The organism is Streptosporangium sp. NBC_01810 (assembly GCF_035917355.1).
Taxonomy (GTDB): Bacteria; Actinomycetota; Actinomycetes; order Streptosporangiales; family Streptosporangiaceae; genus Streptosporangium.
Genome location: NZ_CP109070.1, coordinates 6685566 through 6710285, shown reverse-complemented (window position 1 = coordinate 6710285; position 24720 = coordinate 6685566). Strand labels below are relative to the sequence as shown.

Sequence of the window (24720 nt, the reverse complement as noted above, 5' to 3'; positions counted from 1 at the left end):
AACGGCCGGCATCCGCAACAACACCCCACACCACCTCTGCCGCCCCGCCCCGAGCCCCGGCAGCCACCGGGACGCCGCCCGAAACCCCGCCACCCCGAACGCACGTGACGACACACCCGGGGGCCGGCCAAGGCGAGCCCAAAATTCGGATGACTTGCACCGGTTTACCGGCTGACTGATTACGCTGACAGAGAAAACGGGCCGGGGGAGGGATCTCCCCCGGCCCGTGGCGCTCGCAGGCCCGCCGAAATACCGGGTTAACGGGTCGCGAGCACCCGGACGCCCAGGATCTCGCCGAGCAGGTCCGTGAGGCTCACCATGCCGATCACCTCGCCTCCGCCGTCCGTGACGAGGCCCAGGTGCGCGTGGGCGTCCTGGAGAGCGGAGACGGCGTCGGGGATCGTGGTGGCCTTGTCCAGGCGGGGCACCGGCCGGGCGAGCTCCGCGGGGCTGGCCTCCGGCCGGATGAGGATGTCCCTGACGTGCACCACACCCAGGACGTCGCCCGGCTTGCCGGAGGTGACCAGCAGGCGCAGGTGCCCGTCGCGCGCGGCCACCTCGCGTATGTGCGTGCCCGTCGCGTCGCCGGGCACCGAGGTGGCCTTCGCCAGCGGCAGCATCAACCGCTCGACCGGCTGCTGGTGGACTCGCAGAGCCCGGGTGAGCAGGTCGTGCTCGTCACGGTCGAGCAGCCCCATCCGGCCCGACTCACCGACCAGCATCGCCAGCTGGACAGGGGTCCTGGTGGTGGCCAACTCGTCCTTGGGATGCACGCCGAACAGTTTCAGGATCCCGTTGGTCAGACCGTTGAGCGAGGCGAGCACCGGCCTGACGACCCAGGTGAAGCCGCGGAACGGCAGGGCCAGACCCATCGCGGCGCTCTCGGGGTGGGTCAGCGCCCACGACTTGGGAGCCATCTCGCCCACCACCATGTGCAGGAAGGTGATGATCGCCAGCGCGATCATCAGCGAGATGGGGACCCGCAGCGACTCGGGCACACCGACCGCGCCGAAGACCGGTTCCAGCAGATGCTCGACGGCCGGCTCGGTCACCATGCCCAGACCGAGCGAGCAGAGCGTGATGCCCAGCTGCGCGCCGGCCAGCATCAGGGAGAGCTCCCTGCCACCGCGTACGGCGGCGCGGGCGGCGATCCGGGTCAACCGGCCTCCCTTGCCCGCGAGCTCCTCCAGGCGGTGCTTGCGAGCTGAGATCACCGCGAACTCGGCAGCGACGAAGAAGGCGTTGCCGATCAGCAGGGCCACGCCGATCAGCAGGGCGGCGGTGGTGCTCATCGTCGCCTCACCTCGCTCCGCTCGATCATGGGAGTCTCCGGGGCGCGCTCGATCATCTGCGGCGGGGGCATCGCCGGATCATTCTCTCTCCCCGCCGTTCTCGGCGTCTCGTCCTCCGCCGGACCGGCCTCCCGAGGTACGGCGAGCGACAGCCGCACCCACTCGGGGACCCTGCGGTTCACCGACAGCACGGTGAGCATCGCGTCCTTCTCGTCGGCGCCGTCGTTCTCCAGGGGGTCGTTCCGCAGGGTCAGCGTGACGGTCACCTGGTCGCCGGGCTCGGCCATCCGGCCGAGGGTGGCGAGCACGAGACCCGCGACGGTGTCGTAGTCGTCGCTCTCCGGAAGCTGCAGCCCGGTGGCCCGCTCGATCTCGTCCAGCCGGAGCGTGCCCGGCAGGTCCCAGGTGCCATCCTCACCCGCGACGACCCCCGCGGGTTCCGGGTCGTTCTCGTCGATGAGCTCGCCGACGAGCTCCTCGGCGAGGTCCTCGACGGTGACCACGCCGGCCAGGCCCCCGTACTCGTCGATGACGCACGCCATGTCGTCGCGGGCGGCGCGCATGCGCTCCAGCACGGCGGGCAGTGGCAGGGAGGTGGGCACCAGGAGCGCGGGACGGGTGATCTTCTCCAGCGTCCCGTCGGTCAGCCCCGACTTGAGCAGCTCGCGCACGCCGGTGACGCCGACCACGTCGTCGCCGTTCCGGTCGCAGAGCACCGGATAGCGGGAGTGACCACTCCTGCGGACGGCGTCAAGCAGGTCGGAGATCGGGCGTTCCTCCCTGAGCAGCACCACGCGGGGGCGCGGCACCATGACGTCCTCGGCGGTACGGTCGCCGAACTCCAGCGCGCGCTCAAGCAGCTCCGACAGCCGTGGCGGCAGGTCGCCGGTGGTGGCGGACTCGGAGATGATCCGGGACAGCTCCTCGGGGCTGGCGCCGTGCTCGATCTCCTCCACCGGTTCGACGCCGACCCGGCGCAGCAGGCCGGTGGCGGCCGAGTCGAACAGCCGGATGACCGGCCCGGCGATCCGCAGGTAGATCAGCGTCGAGCGGGCGAGGAACTTCGCCACCGGCTCGGGACGGGCGATGCCAAGGTTTTTAGGGGCGAGCTCGCCCAGAACCATCTGGATGACGGTGGCGACCACGATGGCCAGTGCCACGGCGATGCCGGGTACGGCCGCCGAAGGGACTCCTGCTGCCTCCAGCCAGGGGCGGACGACCGTGGCGATGGCGGGTTCCGAGATGAAGCCGACGAGCAGCGCGGTGACGGTGATGCCGAGTTGCGCGCCCGACAGCATGAACGACAGACGTCCCGTCACCTTCAGCGCCTGTTCGGCGGCCACGTCGCCCGAGTCGGCCTGCTCACGCAGCACACCGCGGTCCGCCGCGACGAAGGCGAACTCCTGGGCGACGAAATAGCCGGTGGCGAGGGTGAGCAGGAGTATGGACAACAGGCCCAGAGCCGTGTTCACCGGGTAGCTCTCCCGGTCGGTTCAGCGGTTCCCGTGCGTTTGCACGGGCAGGTACTCCACGAGTCCGGAGTGGACACGATCATCCTTTCGAGCAGAGGTAGTTCTCTACCGTAACGATCCGGGTAGGGGTTGATGTTTCCGGATCAGCCGACGATCGCATTGTTGGTCGCTAACAACCTGTCTGAGTACTTTTACATAGGGAAACCTTGGGGACTCTGCGGCATGCACGTGAACCGCGACGTAGCGTCGATAATGACGTTTTCACCATGAGATCAAGAAGTGGCGGGACACGACGTGGCTGACTGGCCCGAAGATGACGATCGCACTCGCGCGCTGCGGTCGCCCACGCCCGGGTCCGTGCCGCAGCGAGCGGCCGGGCAGCCCGCCCATCCCTCGCCGGGAGGGTCGGCCGCGTCAGGACGGCGGGGGGCATCCGCCGAAGAGGAGACACGCGTCCAGGAGAACGCGCAGCGGGAGGTGCCGAGTCCTCGGGGAAGCTCGCGGGTGTACGGCAAGGCCAGGTCGGGCTCCAGCCCGGTCAGGCCGTTGAGCGCCTCCTCCGCGCAGCCCCGGGGTGCCTCCCCCGACGCCTCGCGCGCGGGTTCCGGCGGTCCGGGCGGCGGCGGGCCGCGCATGCGGGGCTGGCGCCCGAAACGCCCCGGCAGGCTGGTCGTGCGGATCCTCGCCGGGCTGCTCGTCGTGCTGCTGGTCGTGGCCATCGGCGGATATTTCATGATTAACTCGCGACTGGTCCGGATCGAGGCGCTCACCGACTACGAGGGCCGCCCCGCCGACACCCCCGGCACCAACTGGCTGCTGGTCGGCTCCGACAGCCGGGCGGGCCTGACCGCGGCCCAGCGCAAGAAGCTCGCCACGGGTAAGGCCGTGGGCCGCAGGACCGACACGATGATGCTGCTGCACATCCCCGACGGGGACGGCCGTCCGACCCTGGTCAGCCTGCCGCGCGACTCCTACGTGCCGATCGACGGCCACGGCAGCGACAAGCTCAACGCCGCCTACGCCTTCCAGGACGGCGGCCCCAAGCTGCTGGCCAAGACCGTGGAGAAGGTGACCGGGCTGCGGCTCGACAACTACATGGAGATCGGCTTCGGCGGCTTCGTGGGCATCGTCGACGCCATCGGCGGGGTTGAGATCAATGTCAAGCAGGCCATCAAGGATCCCAAGGCCGGGATCAACCTGAAGAAGGGCCTCCAGCTCATGGACGGGGGGACGGCCCTCGGCTACGTCCGCACCCGCGCCACCGGTGCCATTCCGGACCTCGACCGGACCCAGCGCCAGCGTCAGTTCTTCTCCGCGGTGGTGAAGAAGGCGGCCAGCCCCGGGGTTCTGATCAACCCCTTCACCTCCATTCCGCTCGCGCTGAGCGCCGCCGACTCGGTGTCCGTGGGTGAGGAGACCGGCGCCTTCGACCTGCTCTCCCTTGGTCTCGCCATGGGCGACAACCCGGTCACCACCGTTGTCCCCGTCGGCTCCCTGCCCACCATCAACGGTCAGGCGGTCGTCAAGTGGGATCGGGCCAAGGCGCTGCGCATGTTCGAGGCGCTGGCCCAGGACAAGCCCGTCCCCAAGGACGTCCTCGCCAAGTAGGCGCCCACCACGCCGTGAGCGTTCCGCGGTCGTAAGCACTCCGTAAGCGGCGCGCGACCGCGGCGGGGGTAGCGTCGGCTCCGAAGCCGGAGGGAGATCTAGGCCCCCTCTCCGGGACCGACACCGGGGCCCCACACCGGAGGTATTCGATGAGAATCAAGAGACTGCTCCGACACCCCGTCACGTGGGGCGTTCTGGCGCTCGGTGCCGTCGCGTTCGGCGTCGCCCTCTATCTGTTCCAGCCCTGGCGCCTGTTCACCACGGTCGAGGTGAACGAGGCGTTGCCGACCGTGGTCGTGACCTCCGGGCCGGAGCCGACCTCGGTGGGAGACACGGCGAGCGAGCCCGCCAAAGCACCTCGGGAGCCGAAGAGCCTGGCCAAGGGCACGTTCATCTCCCACGAGCACGAGACCAGGGGCGAGGTGCGGGTGCTGGAGCTCCCGGATGGGAGCCGGGTCCTCCGGATCGAGGACCTGAACACCTCTGATGGCCCGGACCTGCGGGTCCGGCTGAGCGACCAGCCCGTCAAGGAGGGCAGGGCCGGATGGTTCAACCTGGACGACGGCAAGCACCTCGAACTCGGCGAGCTGAAGGGCAACCGGGGTAACGCCAACTACGCCATCCCCGCGGGGGCCGATCTCGACGGCCTGAAGACCGTCACCATCTGGTGCAAGCGCTTCGGTGTCTCCTTCGGTGCCGCCGCCCTCACCTGACACAATGCCCGAGCTATGAGGGTTTCTGAGGAACTGCATGCCATTGGCCGCCCGCTCGTCGAGGTGCAACTCGCACACCCGACGGTGGCGGGCATCGCGCGAGGAGACCTGCCCGAGCCGGTGTTCCGGTCCTGGCTGGAGCAGGACTACCTGTTCCTGCTCGACTACGTCCGCGTTTTCTCGCGACTCGCGTGGCAGGCCCCGGACGGGCACCTGGGCGACCTGGTGGACCTGGCTCATGCCACCTTCCACGAGGAGCTGAACCTGCACCGTTCACTGTCCGCGGAGTTCGGTGCCGACCTCGGCGGGGTGAGAAAGGGGCCGGCCTGTGTGGCCTACACCTCTTTCCTGCTCGACTCCGCGGCCGTCTACGCCGATGGCCTGGCCGCGCTCTACCCCTGCATGTGGGGTTACTCCACGCTCGGTCGGGTCCTGGCCGAGAACCCGCCCGACGAGCCGCGTTACCGCGCCTGGGTCGACACCTACGCCCACCCGGCCTTCGCCGAGCTGACCGAGCGCATCGCCGTGATGATCGACGAGGCGGCACCCGACCCCGGCAGGGCGGAGAAGCTGTTCACCGAGGGAATGGCCCACGAACTCGCCTTCTGGGACGTGCCCTGAACCCGTCTCCCCGTGCCCGCCGCCTTTCGCCTTTCCCGGGCTCTCGGTCTCCCGGGCCTTCGGTCCCGTTCTCCCCGTCACCGGTCTGGCCGGCCCCCGGCCGGGGACGCTGCGGCTCGGGCGGCCCAGCCGGTCAGTTGTGGTGAATTGGCTCACTATCAGGGGAAATTGAGAGTCCGGATGAGGGCGTCCGATGGGCTTTGCGCCCCAGCAGATGCGGGAGTTGGGACAATGGACGCATGAGTGTTCCTGAGGTCGAGGCACAGGCCGTGCCGGATGACGCGTTCCTGCTCGACGTACGCGAGAACGACGAGTGGCGTGCCGGGCACGCGCCGGGGGCCGTCCACATCCCGCTGGGTGAGCTGCAGTCCCGGGTCGACGAGGTGCCCAAGGGTGCGCCCGTCTACGTGGTCTGCCGGGTCGGCGGCCGTTCCGCGAACGCCACCGCCTGGCTCAACCACGTGGGCTGGGACGCGATCAACGTCGGCGGCGGTATGCAGTCCTGGGAGATCGCGGGGCGTTCGATGGTCGCCGAGAGCGGTCGGGACCCGTTCGTGGCCTGAGTGGCCTGAGTGGCCTGAGTGGCCTGAGTGGCCTGAGTGGCCTGAGTGGCCTGAGTGGCCTGAGTGGCCTGAGTGGCCTGAGTGGCCTGAGTGGCCTGAGTGGCCTGAGTGGCCTGAGTGGCCTGAGTGGCCTGAGTGGCCTGAGTGGCCTGAGTGGCCTGAGTGGCCTGAGTGGCCTGAGTGGCTTCAGTGGTTCGGCGACCGCGGTGGCCTGGACGGATCCCGATCGGCTCGGATGACCTGAGCGCGGTCTGAGCGGGCGCCCGTCGAGAGGGTGGCCCTTGCCAGGAGAGGTCCTTGCCAGGGACGGTCCTTGCCAGGAGAGGAAAAAATGGCATAATCAGGGCGAATTATCTACCGCGGGAGCTCGGGCGTGACCGGGCTGAGAGGGCGGAACCACGCAGAGGGTCTCACAGACCCTCTGACGCGCCGCCGACCGCATGAACCTGTCCGGGTAATGCCGGCGTAGGGAGCGTGTGATGTCGTCTGCCGTCGTTGACTCCAAGTCAGCCGAGGCCCCCCTCACCCTCGACGAGGCTCCGCCCAAGGAACTCGGCGTGCTCGACCAGGGCGCGCTCTGGGCCAACCTGGGCGTCAGCCTGCTTGGATTCTCCGGTGCGATCGCGCTGATCAATCCGCTCGGCGACCGGCCGCTGAGCTTCGTGGCCGCGATCCTGGCCGCCGTCGTGGGCAGCGTCATCGGCACCGCGATGGTCGGCCTGGCCGCCATTCCCGGACAGCGAACCGGTGCTCCGGCGATGGTCCTGCTCCGCGGGCTGTTCGGTGCCAGGCTCTCGTACCTGCCGACCGTGCTGAACATCATCCAGATGCTCGGCTGGGGCGCGTTCGAGCTCTGGGTCATCGCCCAGGGGGCCCAGGCCATCGCCGGATCCTTCGGAGTCGAGGTGCCGTATGCGGTCTGGGTGGTCATCGGAGGAGTGATCACCACCGCGCTGACCATCCGGCCGCTGGGAGCGGTCCGGCTGCTCCGCCGGTATGTCACCGCCGGCGTGGTCGTCTCGATGATCTGGTTCACGGTCGCCCTGTTCAGCAGGGAGCCGTCCATCGGTGGTGGATCGTGGGAGGCGTTCGCGCCCTCGGTCGACTACGTGATCGCGCTGTCGGTCTCGTGGGTGCCGGTCGCGGCGGACTTCGCCCGGTTCTCCAGGTCCGGCAGGGCCACGTTCACCGGCGTCGTCGGCGGTTACACGATCGCCCAGGTCGCCTGCCTGGTCCTGGGAATCGCGGCCCTCGCCCTGGTCGGCAATGACACCGAACGGGTCTGGGACCCCTTCGTGGCCGCGGCGCTCGGCCCGCTGTTCTTCGGCATCCTGGTACTGCGCGAGACCGACCAGTCGTTCGTGAACGTCTACTCCACCACCATGTCGCTGCAGAACCTGATGCCCAGGCTGGACCGCCGGGTCATCTCCGTGGTCATCGGGGTGCTGGTCACCCTGCTCGCGATCTTCGTCAAGGTCGACACCTACACCGCGTTCCTGAGCCTGATCGGAGCGGTCTTCGTGCCGATGTTCGCGGTGCTCGCCGTGGACTACTTCCTGCTCGGCGCCTCCAGGCGCTGGGACACCTCCGAGAGCGCGCCCTCGCGCTGGCTCATGGTGATCCCGTGGGTGCTGGGCTTCGCGGCCTGGTGGATGCTCGCCGTGCTGCCGGTCGCTCCGGAGCTGGCCTGGTGGACCTCGTTCTGGACCGGTGCCCGCGACCTGCTCGGCTTCGTCCCGCAGCCGTGGATGAGCGCGGCCGTCGGCGCGTTCCTCGCCGCGGGTCTCCTCACCCTGGGCATCGGTGCGCTCCGGCGCCGCCCCTGACCTGGTGGAAGCGCGCTACGCGCGGGACTCGATGCGCAGCAGGCGTTCCTTGGCGGCCGCCCCCCCGGCGTACCCGCCGAGGACCGCCTCGCTCTCGACGACCCGGTGGCACGGCACGATGACGCACACCGGGTTGCTGCCCAGCGCGTTGCCGACCGCCCGCAGCGCCCGCGGCCTGCCGATCCGCTCGGCGATCTCACGGTAGGTCGTCACCGTCCCGTACGGCACCGAGAGCATCATCTGCAGCACGGTCCTGGAGAACTGGGTGGCCAGGCGCAGGTCGACCGTGGTGGTGAAGGCGCGGAGCCGGGCGGAGAAGTAGGCGTCCAGCTCCCGGCGGACCGGGTCGAGCCGCCGGGGGTCCGGCCCGATGAAGGTGCCGACCTCCCTGCTGATCCGCTCGAAGACGACGTTCTCGTCCTCGTAACTGCAGGCCACCACACCCCGGCCCGTAACGGCGAGGGTGAGACGCCCCAGCGGTCCGTCGAGCGTGCCGAACGCGATGTCGGGATGGCTCGTGCCGACATAGTCGGGCGAGGTCACCCGTAGCAATGCATCGATGTCGCCGGATGACATGGCCCCACCCTTTCGTATCCAGGTGTGTGGTGACCGCAGAGTATCGGACGGATCGCCCGGCCAGTGGCAACACGTGCGGGACGAAAGTGCCAAGATCAGACCGGTTGAGACGGCACTATGGGTGTGTGGTGGACTACACGGCCGACAATGACAAGGGCATCGGCCGAGCGGTCGTCGCCGACGCGCCCAACGCGATCGTCGCCGTCGATCGCGAACAGACGGTCATCGCCTGGAATCCCGCCGCCGAGCGCCTCTTCGGCTGGTCGGACGCCGAGACGATCGGCAGGCGGGTTCCGGTGGTTCCCGAGGAGCTGACAGCCGAGCACAACGCGGTCCTGGAGAAGGTCCGCACCGGCGGCCAGGTGTCGCTGCGGACCAAGCGGTTCCACCGGGACGGCAGCCTGCTCGACCTGCGGGTCGACACCGGCGCCCTCTGCTCGCGGGACGGCACCCTCATCGGTTACGTCAGCGTCTACCACCTGGCCCGGGACGACGAGAGCGCCAACGACCGCAACGCCCGCCGGGCACAGCTCGTCCGCCGGCTCACCGACGTGGTCGCCGATATCAACGCCGAGCTGGAGCTGCCCGCGGTGCTCGACCGGATCGCGGCCAGTCTCGCCGACCTGACCGGGGCCGACGCGGGCGGCTTCGTGCTCATCGAGGGTGACCGGCTCCGTCTCGTGGCCCGCCACAACCTTCCCGGCTCGATGCGCAACTCCACGGCGGACCTCCGCAGCAGCCTGGTCGGCAAGCTGCTGCGTGAAGGTAGAACCGTCCTGCTGGAGACCGGCGACCAGGGGCGGCTGGACAAGCTGATCTGGTCGCAGCTGCCCGGCCTGCACACCATCGCGCTCGGTCTCGCGGCCATGGGCGGGCGGCCGTACGGCGCGCTGTACGCGCTTTTCGCCAAGCGCAAGGTGGGGCATCTGGAGCTGGAGCTGCTGGAGCTCCTCGCGGGTCACGCGGGCATCGCCGTGGGCAACGCGATGGCCTACCAGGAGGCGTTGAGGCAGCGCGCCCACGAGCGGGCGGTAATCGACGCCAGCGCCGACGGCATAGCGGTTCTCGACGAGCTGGGCCAGGTCGTCCAGTGGAACCCGGCCGCCGGCGAGCTGACCGGCTTCCACGCCGCCGAGGTGATCGGCGGGCCGCCCCCGTTCCAACTTCCAGGGCCCGGGGAAAAGCTCACCATCCAGTTGCCGTCGGGCACCTGGCTGGACGTGCTCTGCGCGGAGATCGTGGAGACGGGCGAGATCGTGGTCGACTTTCGCGACGTCACCGGCGCCAAGGAACTGGAGGAGGCCAAGGATCTCTTCCTGGCCACCACCAGCCATGAGCTCCGCACCCCGATCACTGTGGTCCGCGGCTTCGCCGGTACCCTCGACGCCCGCTGGGACAGCATGACCGACGCCGAGCGCCGCGCCGCGGTGCGCATCATCGCCGAGCGGGCCCGTTCCCTCGGCCAGCTCATGGACCACCTGCTGCTGGGGGCGCGTGCGGGGGCCGGCGAGCTCACGCTCAGGATCGAGGGCTTCGACCTGGCCGAGCTGGTGCGGGGCGCCACGTTGGGCCTGCCGATCCTGTCGGATCTGCACCGGGTCGAGGTCGACGTCCCCGATGACCTGCCCCTGGTCTCCGGCGACGCGCTGGCCACCGATATCCTGCTGGCCCAGCTGCTGGAGAACGCTTTCAAATATTCGCCGGACGGTGGTCTGATCAGGGTAGAGGCATGGGTGGATGGTGACCGGGTGGTGCTGGTCGTGGACGACGAGGGTGTGGGAATCGACCACGCCAGCAGGGAGCGCGTCTTCGACCGCTTCGTCCAGGCGGACAGTGGTGACCGCCGCAGGTTCGGCGGAGTCGGCCTTGGCCTCTACATCGTGCGGAGCCTGGCGCGGGCCCAGGGAGGAGAGGTGTCGGCGCATCCACGCCCCGCGGGCGGCACCCGGATGAGGCTGGCTCTCCGTATCGCCGACACGCCGGGCGCTCTTACCTGATCGACACGCCAGGCCGGTAACGAGTCGGTAACGGATCCGCTGATCTATTGTCGAATGTGCACAAGCTGTAATTGCTGCCCGGTTTCCGAGGCTATCTAACGGGGCATTTCGGTCGTACTGGGGTGAGTTCCTCAGGGGGGAAAGGCATACGGGGAGGTGAGTGCGTCGAGCGTCGTGTTGTTGCCGTATGCACCGTCCAGCGTCGCTGTCGCACGCCAACGCCTCTGCTCTGACCTGCAGGAACGGGGTGTGTACGAGACCGCCATAGATGACGCGGTGCTCGTGGTCAGCGAGTTGCTGAGTAATGCGTTGCGTCACGCGCATCCGTTGCCGTCGGGGCAGATCAGGGTGTCATGGCACTGGACCGAAGAGCAGGTCGAGGTTGCAGTGAGTGACGGTGGCGCGGCCACCGAACCAAGGGCAGGGCGCCCGACGCTCTCCTCCTTGGGAGGGCGAGGCCTCGGAATCGTCGAATATCTGGCCTCAACATGGGGAGTCAGACACGAGGGAGACATCACCACGGTCTGGGCGGTGGTAACGGCGGTCAACACGGTAGGTAACGGCCATGTTTCCACCCCCGAGCCTGCCCTCAGGGAATGCGGATAGTTCTTCCGTCGGGTGCCGTCCCGCTTCGTCTGTCATGAAGCGGGACGGCACCTCCTCCGTCGCCGCCCGGAACGCCGTCAGCCTCCGGCGAACGCGGGCCGATACAGCACCGCCCGCTCCCCGGCGCTCCAGGCCGTCGTGACGAGCAGGTAGATCCCGGCCGCGAGCGGCAGCACCGCCGCGACCAGAACGGTCAGATACGGCAGCAGGGGCAGCACCCGGCGCAGCGCCGCGGGCTGGACATCCTCGCTCATCGTGCTCCGCGCCTGGCGGGACATGACCCACGCCACGGCGACGAGCAGCAGGAAAAGCCCGGCGAAGACCAGGGTCGGACCGCTGAGCAGCCCGAACCCGGCCACCGTGCCCGCGAACTGCTGGCCGAGCGGCACTCCGAGGAGCCCGTGGGTCAGCAGCGCGTTGGCCTGCCCGGCGATCGTCGAGGAGACGAACGCCTGGTACGTCACCATGAGGAACGGCATCTGTGCCACGGACGGCAGGCAACCGGCCAGCGGTGAGGTCCTCTCCCTGGCGTAGAGGGCTGCCAGCTCCCGCTGGAGCCGCTCAGGATGGCGACCGTGGCGTTTCCTGAGTTTCTGGACCTCCGGCGCGAGGCGGATCCTGGCCCGCTCGCCCCTGGCCCGCATGACGCTGAGCGGAAGCAGCAGGAGCCGGACGAGAACGGTGAACACGACGATCGCGAGCGCGGTGGAGCCCAGCGGCTCCGCGAGCGCGGTGATGAGGTCGGCGGTGAACCCGATGACGGGGTCGAACATGGTTGGGGCCCTTCTGACCGGAGTGGAGACGGCTCAGAGGACGCCCGCGCATCGCGGAGGTTTTTCATGGCGCGTGCACGCGGCACACGGTGGTCGCGGGGGGTTACGCGGGCGCCGGGCCCGCGGAGGGTGCTCTGGGCCGGGACCTCCCGGCCGCGTCGGGGTCGCGTTGCCGGACGAACATCGTCCGCCTGGCCCGATCACGCCGCGACAGCGGCGACCGCGCCCGTGCACCGGAGGTGATGGGCGCCGGGCGCAGTGCCCAGGCGAGCAGGAGCACACCCAGCCCGACCACGGCGGTCGCCGTCAGGACGCCACCGCCGTCGAACATCCAGACCGCCAGTGTCTGGACGGCGAGGAGCAGGTTCACCTCTTGGACTTGGACACCACGGTGACCAGGGCGACGACCACGAAGGCCACGACCGCCAGCACGATCACGAACTTCAGCAGCCCGAAGAGGGCGGGCAGCACGAGCCCGAACACCACGTAGAGCGCGAGCAGGGCGCCCAGGACCGCCAGCACGATACGACTCATGTACTCCACCGTACGCTGGCAGAGAAGGGGGTGGGCGCCTTGATCGTAACGATCGAGTGCTTACGGACCGGTGACACGGCTAGGGATCACTCCCTCTCGGGCCTACCGTTGTGACCATGAGCGCGCGGATTCTGGTGGTCGACGACGATCCGATGGTGGCCGAGGTCGTGGCCCGCTACCTGGAACGCGACGGTCACGTGGTCGAGTGCGTCGGAGACGGCGCCGAGGCGCTCAGGCGCGCGCTGTCCAATCCGCCGGACCTGATGGTGCTCGACCTGATGCTCCCCAAGATGGACGGGCTCCAGGTGTGCAGGAAGCTCAGGGAGCGGTGGCCGGTTCCGGTGATCATGCTGACCGCGCTGGGCGAGGAGATGGACAGGGTCGTCGGCCTGGAGACCGGTGCCGACGACTACGTCACCAAGCCCTTCAGCCCCCGGGAGCTGGCTCTGCGCGTGCAGTCGGTGCTGCGGCGCGCGCGGGGCGCCGCACTGCCGACCGGCACCGGGGTGCTCAGGGACGGTGATCTGACCGTCGACGTCGGTGCCCACGAGGTGCGGTTCCGAGATGACGAGATCATGCTGACCGCCCGCGAGTTCGATCTTCTGGCCCACCTGATGCGCAACCCCCGCCAGGCCTTCAGCCGCTCCGCACTGCTCAACCAGGTCTGGGGCTGGTCCTTCGGCGACTCCTCCACGGTGACCGTCCACGTCCGCCGCCTCCGCGAGAAGATCGAGCCCGATCCGACCGTTCCCAGGCGCATCGTCACGGTGTGGGGCGTCGGCTACCGCTACGAGCCGCTGGTGGAGCCGTGACCCCCGAGATACTGCTGATCGTCGTGGTCACCGCCGGCCTCGGCCTGCTGGTCGCAGTCGCCGGGCTGGGGGCGATGTGGTTGCTGCGCGAGCGGTCGATCGGCGCGATGCTCGCGGTGGTCGTCGTGGTGACCGTGGTGGCGACGGTGGGCGGCGTGGTCGCCATCACCCTGAAAATGATCATTGAGGGTACGTCGAGGGACATCGTGATCAGCGTGGTCGCGGTGGGCGGTCTGGTCGGGCTGGGCGTCGCGACGGTGCTCGCCCGCCGGGTCGTGGCGGCCAGCCGCAGGCTCGTCGACGCCGTGCACGCGGTGCCCGCCTCGGGGGAGTTCACACCGCCCGGAGGTCTTCCCGCCGAGCTCGGCACGATCGCCGGGAGCCTGGATCAGGCCTACCGGCGACTGCGCCTGGGCCACGAGCGCGAGCGCGCCCTGGAGAGCGCGCGCCGCGAGCTCGTCGCCTGGGTCAGCCATGACCTGCGCACCCCGCTGGCGGGTATGCGGGCCATGGCGGAGGCCCTGGAGGACGGGGTGGTCGCCGACCCGGAGACCGTAGGCCGTTACCACCGGCAGATCCGCCTGGAGGTGGACCGGCTGTCGGGAATGGTCGACGACCTGTTCGAGCTGTCCAGGATCCACGCGGGGACGCTGCGCCTGTCACGCAGCAGGATCGGCCTCAGCGATCTGGTCGCCGACGCGCTGGCCGGGGTGGAGCAACTTGCCAGGGCCAAGGGGGTGCTGCTGGCCGGCGAGGTCGACCCGGTGATCCCCGTCCAGGCCGACGCGGCCGAACTCTCCCGGGCGCTGCGCAACCTGGTGGTCAACGCGATCAGGCACACTCCCGGCGACGGCACCGTCCTGGTCCGTGCCTCGGTCGAGGGTCGGATCGCCTGCCTGTCCGTGGCCGACTGCTGCGGCGGCATCCCGGCGGACGACCTGCCCCGCGTCTTCGACGTCGCCTTCCGTGGCGAGGCGGCCCGTACCCCCAACGCCGACGGCGCCGGCGCCGGCGCGGGCCTCGGCCTGGCGATCGCGCGCGGCATCGTCGAGGCCCACGAGGGAGCGATCGGCGTCGTCAACTCCGGTCCGGGCTGCCGCTTCGAGATCCGTCTGCCGCTCTCCGCATGAACGGCACCGCCCGGCCGTCGTCGCGGGGGCGCCGCCTGGTCGGCAGCACCGGCCCGGCGCCGGTTTTCGACGTCCGCGACGTGTGCGACGTCCGCGACGTGTGCGACGTCCGCGACGTACAGGCGCGTACGGTGCTCATCGCCGCCTGGGCGGCAGCACCGGTCTGAATCCGCTCGATCCGGCGCAGGGCAGTCCGGGTTCTTCCGGTCCGGATCCGGCGAGCCGTCAGTTCGGGCCGGTGCCGTTGGAGGTCGGCGCGGTCGTGGCGTCGCTTTCGGGTTTCACGGAGACCATGAGGGTCATCTGCGCGCACTCGTCGTCCCCGGTGTCGGTTTCGACATGCTGGCAGGAGGTCAGCCTCCTGGTGGTGCCGAGGGACTCCACCATCGCCCGGAACGTCGGGCACGGCCAGCGCCACATGCAGCTGCGACAGCGCAGGATCGGGTGCGCGGCGTCGCTGGTGATGCCACCCGCGTCACGCGGCTGGTGCAGGTCGAGCAGCCTGACGCCGAACGTGGCGAAGTCGAGGAGCTCCTCGCGTGCCCCTTCGAGGAAGTCGAGGTCCTCGATCGACAGGCTGGTTCTGATCGGGACGTGTCCCTCGTGGTTCACTAGTTTCCGCAGCGAACTCGCCGCGTCGCGCCACGAGGTGGCCTTGTCGGTGCGAGTGATCATGGACTCCAGGTGCTCCCGGAGCCGCTGCCGCTGGAGATCCTCGGGTAGGTCGGTGTTCATGAGTGCGTTCGAGCCCGTTTCCTGTAACTCAACGGCTGTCACTGCCGTAGCGCGGCGACGATCGGGAGGTGTCGGGTCTTCTCCCTTTTTCGGCCAAGCCGGTGTTGCGCAGTGTCAAGCTTCCCGCACTCAGGGTTTCCGTGAGGCCGAAACGGGGGACAAAGGGCGGACGACTCGGGTTGTTCAAGAGAACGTGACCGGCGGCCCCCGCGCCGCTAGTGTGCCCGCTGTGGAGCTAAAAGTCTCAACTCGATCTCATGCCGGGCACACCGTCGTGACCATCGTTGGTGAAATCGACCTATACACCGCGCCTCGCCTGCAGGCCGAGTTCACCCGGTTGCTCGGGCAGAGCCAGACCATGCTCGTAGTCCTCGACATGTCCGCCGTGGAGTTCTGCGATTCCACCGGCATGAACGTGCTGCTCTCCGCGCTCAAGCGGCTGCGCGAGCGCGGCGGCACGCTGGAGGTGGCGGCGCCCCGGCCTGCCGTACGCAAGATCCTTCAGGTTACGGGCCTAGACTCGGTCTTTGTCGTGCACGAGACCCTGCCGGAGAAGCTGCTGACCTCCGAATCCCAGGGATGACCCTCTCCCCATGGCTGAGGCCTGGGGTTTCCACGTTGGAGGTGTTCGATGACCGGCACGGCGGCGATCATTCCCGCCAAGAACGAGGACGATCGGATCGGGGCCACCGTGGCCGCGGCCCTGGCGCTGCCCGGCGTCGATCTCGTCGTGGTCGTCGATGACGGCTCGACCGACCAGACGGGGCGGGTGGCCAGGACTGCCGGGGCCCACGTCGTGCGGCACAGCCGCAACCGGGGCAAGGCCGCCGCCATGGAGAGCGGTGCCGAGGCAGTGCGCCTGTTCGACGGCGAGGAGTCTCGGCACCTGCTGTTCCTCGACGCCGACCTGGGCGAGACCGCACGCGCGGCCGCGCCGCTTATCGAGCCGGTCGCGGCGGGCGAGGTCGACATGACGATCGCCGCCTTCGTCACCCGCGTGAAGCTCGGCGGGCACGGGTTCGTCGTGAAGCTCGCCCGCGAGGGCGTCGAGCGTGCCACCGGATGGACGCCCGTCCAGCCGCTCAACGGCCAGCGTTGCCTGACCCGGGCGGCCTTCGAAGCCGCCCGGCCACTGGCACACGGCTTCGGTGTGGAGACCGGTCTCACGATCGATCTGCTCAGAAAGGGCTTTCGCGTGCGCGAGGTCCCGGTGGAGATGACCCACCGGGCCACCGGCACCGACTGGAGGGCCCAGCTCCATCGGGCCAGGCAGTTCCGCGATGTCGCCCGCGCCCTCCTGGTCCGACGCCGGGCACGGGAACGTTCACTCGGTTGAGTGATCCTCGACCTCCGGCCACGGGCTTGGCCGGAGTGGTCGTCGCGGGTCCGGCGAGGATTCGCGGTCTCCGCATGTGCGACGCCCTTGCAGGTCAGGCGCCATGCGAGGGTCGGCGGTGCGGGGCGTCAGCGCGGGCCGATCGAGGTCATGTGCGGAATGCGGGGATAGCCCGGTCCGCCGGGAGGGCAGGTCGCCCGCCGTTCCTCGCGGCACCGCCCGGTCCGCCGCCGCACCGGGCACCTGTGGGATGTGCTGGAATCTGCGGGTGAGCTTGGAGGCGCCGGTCGGCGACAGGAGGCGGGGCCCCGCCGGCGGCATGCCGCGGAGGCTCGACATCGCCGCGTTCGGGGCCATGGGGCTCTCGGTGGCGGTCACGGTCCTGATCGGGCTGCTGGGGCCCTCTGCCATGGTCCCCAGGCTGCCCGGGCCGTCCTGGCAGCCACCGTACTCGCTGGACGCCCACGTGAGCGCCCATCTGGTCATCGCCATGGGCGCCGCCGCGATCGTCCTGGGCGGGCTCGGTCTCGCCGCCGCGCTCAGGTCCCGGTGGAGGCCGGAACCGCGATGGCTGCTCATGGCGGGCTGCACCGCCGCGGGCCTGCTCGCCTTCCTGCCGCCCTCGGGTTCGGCCGACCATCTCAACTACGCCGCGTACGGCCGCCTGGTCACGCTCGGCCAGGACCCCTACGCGATCACCCCGGCCCTCCTGCCCCACGATCCGGTCACCGGCGCGGTGGAGGAGTGGGCCGGGGTGACCAGCGTCTACGGCCCGGTCGCCACCGCCGTGCAGGCGCTGGCGAGTCTCGTGGGCGGCGACTCGGTCAGGCTGACGATCTTCGTGATGGCCGCGGTCAACGCCGCGGCGTTCATCGGTACGGCGCTGCTGCTGCACCGTTTCGCCAGGGGCGACGCGGGCCTGCAGCGGCGGGCGGCGCTGCTCTGGGCGGCCAACCCGCTGATGATCTATCACCTGGCCGCGGGGATGCACATCGACACCCTCGCCATCGCCTGCATGGTCGCCGCGCTCACGGTTCGCGGGGCCGCCTCCGGGCTGCTGCTCGGGGTGGGCATCGGGGTCAAGCTCAACACGGGGCTCGTCGCCCTCGGCCCGGCATGGGAGCTGCGCCGCTCGCCGGGCAGGCTCGCCGTGGTGGCGGGGACCGCGACGGCCACCGTGGTGGCGATCTACGCCGTCGCCGGGCCGCACGTGCTCGACCAGGTGAGCGCCGCCAGCAGGAAGGTCTCGCTCGCCACGCCCTGGCAGCTCGTCAAGGTGGGGCTCCAGTCGCTCTTCGGGCCGGGCGCGTACTCGGCCTGGATCCAGATCGGCTCCCTGCTGCTGATGGTCTGTCTGGCCTGGCTGGTGCTGCGGGCACTGCCTGCCGACAGCGCGCCCGCGGTCGCCGCCGTGATGGTGGTCGCCTGGCTGTTCGCCGCGCCGTACGCGCTGCCCTGGTACGACGGGCTGGCCTTCGCGCTGCTGGCCATGGCGTCCTGGCCCGCGCTGGAAGGCTTCATGGTGGCCAGGGTCGTCGTGCTGTCGCTGGGCTACCTTCCGGCCAGGGAGGCGCTGCGGCCCGAGGACCTGCTCTGGATGAAGACCCTGCTCAGGGAGCGGGTGGTGCCGTGGACGCTGCTGGCGTTGACGATCGCCCTGGCGTGGTGGGCGGCGAGAGCGCCAGGGCGCGCACGGAGGCGGCCAGCGTCAGCGGAACCGCGACCGTGAGCGCCATCGCCGGGATCGCGATGCCCGAGTCGTTCATCAGGAAGCCGATCAGCGCGCAGGCCAGCGCGCCGATCAGCCCGGCGCGCAGCGCGGGCGCGAGCGCGTAGGCCCGGCCCAGGGCCGAGGCCCCCCATCGCGACGGGCGGTCGAGCACCAGGAACAGGAACGCCAGTGCGACCAGCGTGAGCAGGGACAGCGACCAGTTGCCGACCGTGACCCCGATCATCGCGCCGAACTTGCGGCCGACCACGGTCCACGCCTCCCCGTCCAGCACCTGCTGGACGAAGGCACCCAGGTGGGTGCGCTGGTCGGCGGCTCTGCGCCAGTCGACCACCGCGATGGTGCCGATCAGCAGGCCACCCGCCAAGGCGGCCAGACCCAGCTTGACCGGTGAGACCCGCCCACCGGACAGCAGGATCACAAAGACGGCGACCCCCACCAGGAACGCCGGGACCCCGCCGAAGTCGGCGCCCCACGCGGGCCAGCCGTCGGCGAACACCGCCGGCCCTCCGTACGCCGCGCACACCGCGAGCGCGAGCCCGCGCCGGCCGTGTGAGATCAGCCACTGGGCCGTCCCGGCCAGGGCCAGGATCGTACCGGCGGAGTAGACGGCGAAGGCGATGTTGCTGAAACCGTAGAAGCGCCCGCCGGTGACCGGCTCGTAGCCGGTGACCGCGTTCACCTGGAGCACCGAGCCGGTCATCACGTCGGCCAGCAGCGTCATCGAGGTGATGGCGGCGACCACGGTCAGCGGGCCCAGCGGGTGCGCCCGCCACGGCCCGGCGAACGCCACTCCCGCGATCACGCAGGCGAACCCGAGGATCGTCACGATCACCGAGACCATCGGGGCGGGCAGGCTCCACCAGGGAACGAGTTGCGCCAGGAAGGTGGAGACCGCGATCGCTCCGCTGACCACGGCGACCGCCTGGACGGCGGTCAGGGCTCGCGAGCCGCCCCAGCCGCGCCGGATCGCGACGGCGGCCAGCAGGTAAAACAGGATCTGTACCGCCACGAACACCGCGAAGAACGGCCCTCTCACCTCGCGCAGCACCTGGCTCGCCAGGTCGTCGTCCGCCAGCCTCTCCACGGTCGCCGCGACCGGCTCCCCGCTCGGTCCCTCGCCCTGCCAGGCGCGCCCCACGACTCCGTTCGGGGATCGCAGGCCCAGCAGGTCGATCGCGGTGGCGGTCAGGTCGGTGTTGGTGACCAGGCCGTCCTGGCGGGTGGAGGTGGCGGTGAGGTAGCCACGCGGGTACGGCTCACCGCCGGGGGCCGGGCCCCGGGCGATCGCCACGTGCAGGTGCGGCGCGATCGAGGTGTCGGCCAGGCCGCTGAGCAGGACCGTGGTCCCGGCCCCGCCGGCCGTCGCGGCGGGCGGAGCCTGTCCGGCTTCGGGTGTCTGCGTGGTTTCCGGGGTCTGCGCGGGGAGCGGGGGGGCCGCCGGGTCCGTGGCGGCCGGGCGTGCGGGGGGCAGGCGATCGAGGACCGTGCCCACCGCGCGGTCGGCCCTGGCCACTGCCTCCCGCCTGGCCTGGCCGGTCATCGAGACCGGGACGCCGTCCGGGGCGAGGCCGCCGCCGATCCAGGCCCTGGCGAGGTCGTCGGCCTCCACAACGATCAGCCGGTACGGGGACAGCTCGCCGAGTTCCTCGATGTTCGCCGCGTATTTCGCGATTTTTCCTGATTCGTCGGCGGCGGCGAGTGCGGCCCCCGGCCCGACGGCGGCCACCTTCAGGCCCGCTTCGGCCGCGAGCCGGCCCAGCTGCCCGAGAACCGGCCGGTAGGAGGTGGTGGCGTTGAAAGCGGACAGCTCAGCCCAGCCGGGCACGCTCGCCCCGCCGTCGGAGGTCGCCTCCGGCGTGCGCGGCAACTCGCAGCCCGTGCCGGGGGCGCCCGCCCGCTGGCCTGCGGAGATCGTCAACCAGCCCGCCACCGGGCAGGTGATCCCCCGGTCCGGCGGCGGAACCGCCCGGGTGGACATGGACGCGGACCCGCCCTCGCCCGCGAGCCTCCACAGGTTCGGGGTCCGTTCCCGGTCCAGGTCGCTCCACTCCAGCCCCGGTACCCCGACGAGCACGACCCTCTCGGGGAGCGCCCTCGCCACCGAGGCGCTCGCCGTACCGGCACCGAGGACGCCGAGGGCCCCCGAGGCGCCGAGCAGCCCGCAGACCGCGGCCAGTAGCAGGGACATGGTGATCAGAACGGTCCTGGAGAACCCCGTTGGCCGTGTCGCGGCGCCGGGCGTTCCGGTGGCGGCCGGGAGCGCGGGCCCGCGACCGCGCGGTGTCGAAGCCATCCGTTCCCCTGTCCGTATCCGTCGGGCAGCCGTTTCCCCGGCCCCACGGTAGCCTGCCTGGTCGTGAGGACTGGCGAGGTGACCACGACCGAACGGCGCACGTGGACGTGGCCGACGTGGCCGACGTGGCCGACGTGGTCGAGGTGGTTGCCGTGGCTGCCCGCGCTGCTGCTCGTCGCCGCGGCGGTGGCCCCGCTGGTGCTCTACTGGCTGGGCAACGTGGACGACCAGCGCCTGGTCGACCTGGATGTGTACCGTACCGGCGGAGAAGCGGTCCTGGAGGGCAGGTCCGTCTACGGATTCGTCACGGCCGCGCCGCAGCTGCTGCCCTTCACCTACCCGCCGGTGGCGGCGCTGCTGGCCACGCCGCTGGCGGCGGTGTCGTGGCCGGCGGCGCAGTGGGCCTGGACAGCTCTGATCTTCCTGACGCTGGCGGTCACCGTCGGGTTCTCCTTCCGTGCCGTGCTCGGGGGGACGGACACCCCGGTTCCGGGCACCGTACCGGCCACGACGGGCACGCAGGGCGCGGTGTCCGCCTCGCCGGGGGCCGTTCCCGGTACGCCTGCCGGAGACCCGGCACGGGCGGGCGTGCCACCGGAGGGCGCGCGTACCCGGTCACGCGGGATGGGCGGCCTGGAGAGGCTGCGCGGGATGGACCGGCTGTGGGCGCCGCTGCTGTTCGCCGTCCTGATGATCGCGTGCACCTACCTGATGCCGGTCAGGGACCAGGTCCGCTTCGGCCAGGTGGACATCCTGCTCGTCGCGCTCTGCCTGGCCGACTGTGTGGCCAGGCGTCCGGTGTGGCCGCGCGGCATGCTGATCGGCCTGGCCACGGCGGTCAAGCTCACTCCCGGTGTCTTCCTGATCTACCTCCTCATCACCGGTTTCGGCCCCGGGGCGAGGCGGGAGCAGCGCGACACCTTCCTCATGGCCGCGCTCACCGCCGCGCTGCTGACCCTGCTGCCGTTCCTGGTGATCCCGGCGGACGCCGCCGACTTCTGGTTCCGCGCGCTGCTCGACCCCGAGCGGCTCGGTGCCAACGCCGCGACCACCAACCAGTCGATGCGCGGCATGCTCATCCGGCTCTACCTGCCCGACGTGCTGACGAGCGTGCTCTGGGTGGCGCTGGTCGCCGTGGTCGCCTGGTACGGCTTCCGTCACGCCCGCAGGGCGCTGCTCGACGGGCACCTCGTGGCCGGGGTCGCCCTGGTCGGGCTGATGGCGGTGCTGCTCTCTCCGGTCGCCTGGATCCACCACCTGGCCTGGGTGGTCGTGGTGCTCGGGGCGCTGGTCGGTGACGGGCGCGACCCGGTCAGGGTCCGGGTGGCCGCCGGGGTCTGGCTCTACTACGTGCTGCCGATCCCCTGGTGGGGGGTGACGATCAAGGCGGCGGAGATCCCGGTGCTCAGTCCCGTGCTGGGCAAGATCGTGCAGAACGGGTTCGGGCTGGGCGCGCTGGCCCTGGTCTGGCTGCTGGGGGTGTGGCTGCCCAGACGGAGAGCGACATTTCGGGCACTCCGCTGACGTGAGGTGAATTGTGGCGTCAAGCGGCCGGTGGTGAAGCGACCTGCGGTGTGAAATAACCAGATTTGATGTGATCTATGGCGTGAAATGACCCAATGCGGAGCGACCCGGGCGGTCGCGGGGAGGGCGGACGGCCCGAGCGTGCGATCCTGGGCACATTTTCCGACAGTCGCCGGATAGCCTGAGGTCATGCCGAAACTCGCTTACCTGGGACCGGAGGGAACCTTCACCGAGGAAGCCCTGCGCATCCTGGCGCCGGAGGCCGAGCGTCTGCCGAGCCCGAACATCACCGCGGCCCTCGAATCGGTCCGGCGTGGCGAGGCGGAGGGGGCAGTCGTCCCGCTGGAGAACTCGCTCGAAGGCGCCATCACCACGACACTTGACGAGCTCGCCCAAGGCGAGCCGCTGCTCATCACCGCGGAGCTGCTGCTCCCCGTCGAGTTCTCGCTCCTGGTGCGCCCAGGCACCGAGATGGGGCACATCAAGAGGGTCTTCACCCACCCGGCGGCCATCACCCAGTGCCGCAACTTCACGGCCCGTGAGCTGCCCGACGCCGTGGTGGTCGCCGCCCCGTCGACAGCGGCGGCGGCGCAGGAGGTCGCGACCCCCGGCTCGCCGTACGACGCCGCCATCGCCGCGCGCATCGCCGGTGAGCACTACGGCCTCGTCCCGCTCGCGACCGGGATCGGTGACCGCACCGACACCGTGACCCGGTTCGTCCGGGTGTCACGTCCAGGACCGCTGCCCGAGCCGACCGGTGCCGATCGCACCTCGCTGGTCGTTTTCCTGGCCGACGACCATCCGGGCGCGCTGCTGGAGATGCTGACCGAGTTCTCCGTCCGCGGCGTCAACCTGTCCCGCATCGAGTCGCGGCCCACCGGCGACGGCATCGGCCGTTACTTCTTCCACTTCGACTTCGAGGGCCACGTCGCCGACGCCCGGGTCGGCGAGGCGATCTCCGGTCTCCACCGGATCTCCGCCAAGGTGCGCTTCCTGGGCAGTTACCCGCGCGCCGACGCTCTCGTCCCGCAGATCAAGCCCGGTACAAACGACGACGACTTCGCCGAGGCCGCCGCCTGGCTCGGCAGGATCCGTACCGGCCAGGGCTGATCACCGACCGTTATCGGGCCGGGCGGGTTAATCCGGGCGCGGGCGCGAGCCGTACATCGGTAGCCTGTGACTGTGATTGACCTGCGTACCCTTCGTGAGGATCCCGACCGGCTACGGGCGTCGCAGCGTGCCCGCGGTGAGGACGACTCTGTCGTCGAAACGCTGCTCGACCTCGATGAGCGCCGGCGTGGTGCGCTGAGCCGCTTCGAGACGCTCCGTGCCGAGCAGAAGACCGTCGGCAAGTCGGTCTCCCGCGCCTCGGGAGAGGAGAAGGCGACCCTGCTGGAGCGGGCGAAGGACCTCTCCTCACAGGTCAAGTCGGCCGAGGCCGAGGCGGAGAAGCTCGCCGCCGAGCTCGATGAGCTGATCTACACGGTGCCCAACCTGGTGGAGGAGGGGGCTCCCGAGGGCGGCGAGGACGACTACGTCGTCCTGGAGGAGATCGGTGGGAAGCCGTCCTTCGACTTCAAGCCCAAGGACCACCTGGAGCTCGGCGAGCTGCTCGGCGCCATCGACATGGAGCGCGGCGCGAAGGTGTCGGGCTCGCGGTTCTTCTTCCTGAGGGGCGTCGGTGCGCGGCTCCAGCTCGGGCTGCTCAACATGGCCATGCAGCAGGCGATCGAGGCGGGCTTCGTCCCGATGATCACGCCCGTGCTGGTCAAGCCGGAGTCGATGAAGGGCACCGGCTTCCTCGGCGCCCACGCCGGCGAGATCTACCACCTGCCTGACGACGACCTGTTCCTGGTCGGCACGAGCGAGGTGCCGATGGCGGCCTACCACGGCGGCGAGATCCTCGACGGCTCCGCGCTCCCGTACCGCTACGCGGGATGGTCCTCGTGTTTTCGCCGCGAGGCCGGCTCGTACGGCAAGGACACCCGAGGCATCATCCGGGTTCACCAGTTCGACAAGGTGGAGATGTTCTCCTATGTCCGGCCAGAGGATGCGCACGCCGAGCACCTGCGCCTGCTCGACTGGGAGAAGGAGATGCTGGCCAAGGTCGAGCTGCCCTATCGGGTGATCGACACCGCGGCCGGAGACCTGGGCACCTCGGCCGCCCGGAAGTTCGACTGCGAGGCGTGGGTGCCGAGTCAGGGTCGCTACCGCGAACTCACCTCGACCTCCAACTGCACCGACTTCCAGGCCCGCCGCCTCGGGGTGCGTTTCCGTGAATCCGGTGGCAAGCCCCAGCACGTGGCCACCCTGAACGGCACGCTGGCCACCACCCGCTGGATCGTCGCGATCCTGGAGAACCACCAGCAGGCCGACGGTTCCGTCGTGCTCCCCAAGGCTCTGCGCCCGTACGTCGGCCTCGACGTGCTCGAACCCGTCAAGTAGGCCCGTTCGCGACAGGGCCCCGCCGCCAGGCGGGGCCCTGTCGCGTTCACGCCGGACGTTCCACCACTTCCCTCGTGCCCGCCCAGCCGACCAGGACGCTCTGGCTCCGACACGGTGTTCCGGTTGGTTCCA

The 24720-nt window shown here is 70.3% G+C and carries 24 protein-coding genes and 1 riboswitch; of the genes, 16 read left to right on the top strand and 8 right to left on the bottom strand.

Annotation, left to right across the window (positions count from 1 at the left end):
* Positions 1 to 257 precede the first annotated feature (257 nt).
* Both OIE13_RS30190 and OIE13_RS30185 read right to left on the bottom strand, forming a co-directional pair.
* Positions 258 to 1292 (bottom strand): hemolysin family protein, encoded by a 1035-nt coding sequence (locus OIE13_RS30190; RefSeq protein ID WP_326646305.1) that lies wholly within the window; start codon positions 1290 to 1292, stop codon positions 258 to 260.
* Positions 1289 to 2764 carry a hemolysin family protein gene (locus OIE13_RS30185; RefSeq protein ID WP_326646306.1) on the bottom strand — a complete coding sequence of 492 codons (1476 nt, stop codon included), beginning with the start codon at positions 2762 to 2764 and terminating at the stop codon, positions 1289 to 1291. The genes OIE13_RS30190 and OIE13_RS30185 overlap by 4 nt, the downstream gene beginning before the upstream one ends.
* Positions 2765 to 3121: 357 nt before the next feature.
* On the opposite strand from OIE13_RS30185, the gene OIE13_RS30180 reads away from it, so the two are divergent.
* The 5 genes from OIE13_RS30180 to OIE13_RS30160 all read left to right on the top strand — a co-directional run bounded on the left by OIE13_RS30180 (position 3122) and on the right by OIE13_RS30160 (position 8095).
* Positions 3122 to 4372 (top strand): LCP family protein, encoded by a 1251-nt coding sequence (locus tag OIE13_RS30180; RefSeq protein WP_326646307.1) that lies wholly within the window; start codon positions 3122 to 3124, stop codon positions 4370 to 4372.
* A gap of 149 nt (positions 4373 to 4521) precedes the next feature.
* Positions 4522 to 5085: a DM13 domain-containing protein gene (locus tag OIE13_RS30175; protein WP_326646308.1), complete on the top strand. Its 564-nt coding sequence runs from the start codon at positions 4522 to 4524 to the stop codon at positions 5083 to 5085.
* A gap of 15 nt (positions 5086 to 5100) precedes the next feature.
* Complete coding sequence (locus tag OIE13_RS30170; protein WP_326646309.1) at positions 5101 to 5706, top strand: TenA family protein; 606 nt, start codon at positions 5101 to 5103, stop codon at positions 5704 to 5706.
* A gap of 239 nt (positions 5707 to 5945) precedes the next feature.
* Complete coding sequence (locus tag OIE13_RS30165) at positions 5946 to 6269, top strand: rhodanese-like domain-containing protein (RefSeq protein WP_326646310.1); 324 nt, start codon at positions 5946 to 5948, stop codon at positions 6267 to 6269.
* Between the two features lie 349 nt (positions 6270 to 6618).
* A riboswitch (TPP riboswitch) is annotated at positions 6619 to 6758 on the top strand.
* Complete coding sequence (locus tag OIE13_RS30160; protein WP_326646311.1) at positions 6749 to 8095, top strand: purine-cytosine permease family protein; 1347 nt, start codon at positions 6749 to 6751, stop codon at positions 8093 to 8095. Its footprint overlaps the riboswitch before it by 10 nt.
* Before the next feature lie 15 nt (positions 8096 to 8110).
* Here the strand turns inward: OIE13_RS30160 and OIE13_RS30155 are convergent, their stop codons facing one another.
* A complete protein-coding gene (locus OIE13_RS30155) occupies positions 8111 to 8671 on the bottom strand; it encodes a methylated-DNA--[protein]-cysteine S-methyltransferase (protein ID WP_326646312.1) in 561 nt (186 codons plus the stop codon).
* 125 nt (positions 8672 to 8796) lie between these two features.
* Here OIE13_RS30155 and OIE13_RS30150 point away from each other — a divergent pair, with 125 nt between their 5' ends.
* Both OIE13_RS30150 and OIE13_RS30145 read left to right on the top strand, forming a co-directional pair.
* Complete coding sequence (locus OIE13_RS30150; RefSeq protein WP_326646313.1) at positions 8797 to 10668, top strand: sensor histidine kinase; 1872 nt, start codon at positions 8797 to 8799, stop codon at positions 10666 to 10668.
* A gap of 156 nt (positions 10669 to 10824) precedes the next feature.
* Positions 10825 to 11274, top strand: a complete 450-nt coding sequence (locus tag OIE13_RS30145) for an ATP-binding protein (protein ID WP_051753245.1) — start codon at positions 10825 to 10827, stop codon at positions 11272 to 11274.
* 77 nt (positions 11275 to 11351) lie between these two features.
* Here the strand turns inward: OIE13_RS30145 and OIE13_RS30140 are convergent, their stop codons facing one another.
* From OIE13_RS30140 to OIE13_RS30130, 3 genes are all read right to left on the bottom strand, one after another.
* Positions 11352 to 12047: a YidC/Oxa1 family membrane protein insertase gene (locus tag OIE13_RS30140; protein ID WP_326646314.1), complete on the bottom strand. Its 696-nt coding sequence runs from the start codon at positions 12045 to 12047 to the stop codon at positions 11352 to 11354.
* Between the two features lie 103 nt (positions 12048 to 12150).
* Positions 12151 to 12417 (bottom strand): DUF6412 domain-containing protein, encoded by a 267-nt coding sequence (locus tag OIE13_RS30135; RefSeq protein WP_326646315.1) that lies wholly within the window; start codon positions 12415 to 12417, stop codon positions 12151 to 12153.
* A complete protein-coding gene (locus OIE13_RS30130; protein ID WP_326646316.1) occupies positions 12414 to 12581 on the bottom strand; it encodes a hypothetical protein in 168 nt (55 codons plus the stop codon). The genes OIE13_RS30135 and OIE13_RS30130 overlap by 4 nt, the downstream gene beginning before the upstream one ends.
* 116 nt (positions 12582 to 12697) lie before the next feature.
* On the opposite strand from OIE13_RS30130, the gene OIE13_RS30125 reads away from it, so the two are divergent.
* From OIE13_RS30125 to OIE13_RS30115, 3 genes are read left to right on the top strand one after another with little or no spacing between them, the layout of a single operon-like run.
* Positions 12698 to 13393, top strand: a complete 696-nt coding sequence (locus OIE13_RS30125; protein WP_326646317.1) for a response regulator transcription factor — start codon at positions 12698 to 12700, stop codon at positions 13391 to 13393.
* Entirely contained in the window at positions 13390 to 14523 is a 1134-nt protein-coding gene (locus OIE13_RS30120; protein ID WP_326646318.1) for a sensor histidine kinase, read from the top strand. The genes OIE13_RS30125 and OIE13_RS30120 overlap by 4 nt, the downstream gene beginning before the upstream one ends.
* On the top strand, positions 14520 to 14690 hold the full coding sequence (locus tag OIE13_RS30115) for a hypothetical protein (protein WP_326646319.1): 171 nt from the start codon (positions 14520 to 14522) through the stop codon (positions 14688 to 14690). The genes OIE13_RS30120 and OIE13_RS30115 overlap by 4 nt, the downstream gene beginning before the upstream one ends.
* Before the next feature lie 58 nt (positions 14691 to 14748).
* Here the strand turns inward: OIE13_RS30115 and OIE13_RS30110 are convergent, their stop codons facing one another.
* A complete protein-coding gene (locus OIE13_RS30110; protein WP_326646320.1) occupies positions 14749 to 15258 on the bottom strand; it encodes a hypothetical protein in 510 nt (169 codons plus the stop codon).
* Positions 15259 to 15487: 229 nt separating this feature from the next.
* On the opposite strand from OIE13_RS30110, the gene OIE13_RS30105 reads away from it, so the two are divergent.
* The 3 genes from OIE13_RS30105 to mptB all read left to right on the top strand — a co-directional run bounded on the left by OIE13_RS30105 (position 15488) and on the right by mptB (position 18323).
* Positions 15488 to 15841: an STAS domain-containing protein gene (locus tag OIE13_RS30105; RefSeq protein ID WP_326646321.1), complete on the top strand. Its 354-nt coding sequence runs from the start codon at positions 15488 to 15490 to the stop codon at positions 15839 to 15841.
* 48 nt (positions 15842 to 15889) lie between these two features.
* On the top strand, positions 15890 to 16594 hold the full coding sequence (locus OIE13_RS30100; RefSeq protein ID WP_326646322.1) for a glycosyltransferase family 2 protein: 705 nt from the start codon (positions 15890 to 15892) through the stop codon (positions 16592 to 16594).
* 268 nt (positions 16595 to 16862) lie between these two features.
* Positions 16863 to 18323 carry a polyprenol phosphomannose-dependent alpha 1,6 mannosyltransferase MptB gene (mptB, locus tag OIE13_RS30095; protein WP_326646323.1) on the top strand — a complete coding sequence of 487 codons (1461 nt, stop codon included), beginning with the start codon at positions 16863 to 16865 and terminating at the stop codon, positions 18321 to 18323.
* Here mptB and OIE13_RS30090 read toward each other — a convergent pair.
* On the bottom strand, positions 18205 to 20619 hold the full coding sequence (locus OIE13_RS30090; protein WP_326646324.1) for a hypothetical protein: 2415 nt from the start codon (positions 20617 to 20619) through the stop codon (positions 18205 to 18207). The two genes, mptB and OIE13_RS30090, sit on opposite strands and share 119 nt — an antisense overlap.
* Before the next feature lie 78 nt (positions 20620 to 20697).
* On the opposite strand from OIE13_RS30090, the gene OIE13_RS30085 reads away from it, so the two are divergent.
* The 3 genes from OIE13_RS30085 to serS all read left to right on the top strand — a co-directional run bounded on the left by OIE13_RS30085 (position 20698) and on the right by serS (position 24588).
* A complete protein-coding gene (locus tag OIE13_RS30085; RefSeq protein WP_326646325.1) occupies positions 20698 to 22143 on the top strand; it encodes a glycosyltransferase 87 family protein in 1446 nt (481 codons plus the stop codon).
* Positions 22144 to 22332: 189 nt separating this feature from the next.
* On the top strand, positions 22333 to 23253 hold the full coding sequence (pheA, locus tag OIE13_RS30080; protein ID WP_326646326.1) for a prephenate dehydratase: 921 nt from the start codon (positions 22333 to 22335) through the stop codon (positions 23251 to 23253).
* A gap of 72 nt (positions 23254 to 23325) precedes the next feature.
* A complete protein-coding gene (gene serS, locus OIE13_RS30075) occupies positions 23326 to 24588 on the top strand; it encodes a serine--tRNA ligase (protein WP_326646327.1) in 1263 nt (420 codons plus the stop codon).
* The last annotated feature ends 132 nt before the right edge of the window (positions 24589 to 24720 follow it).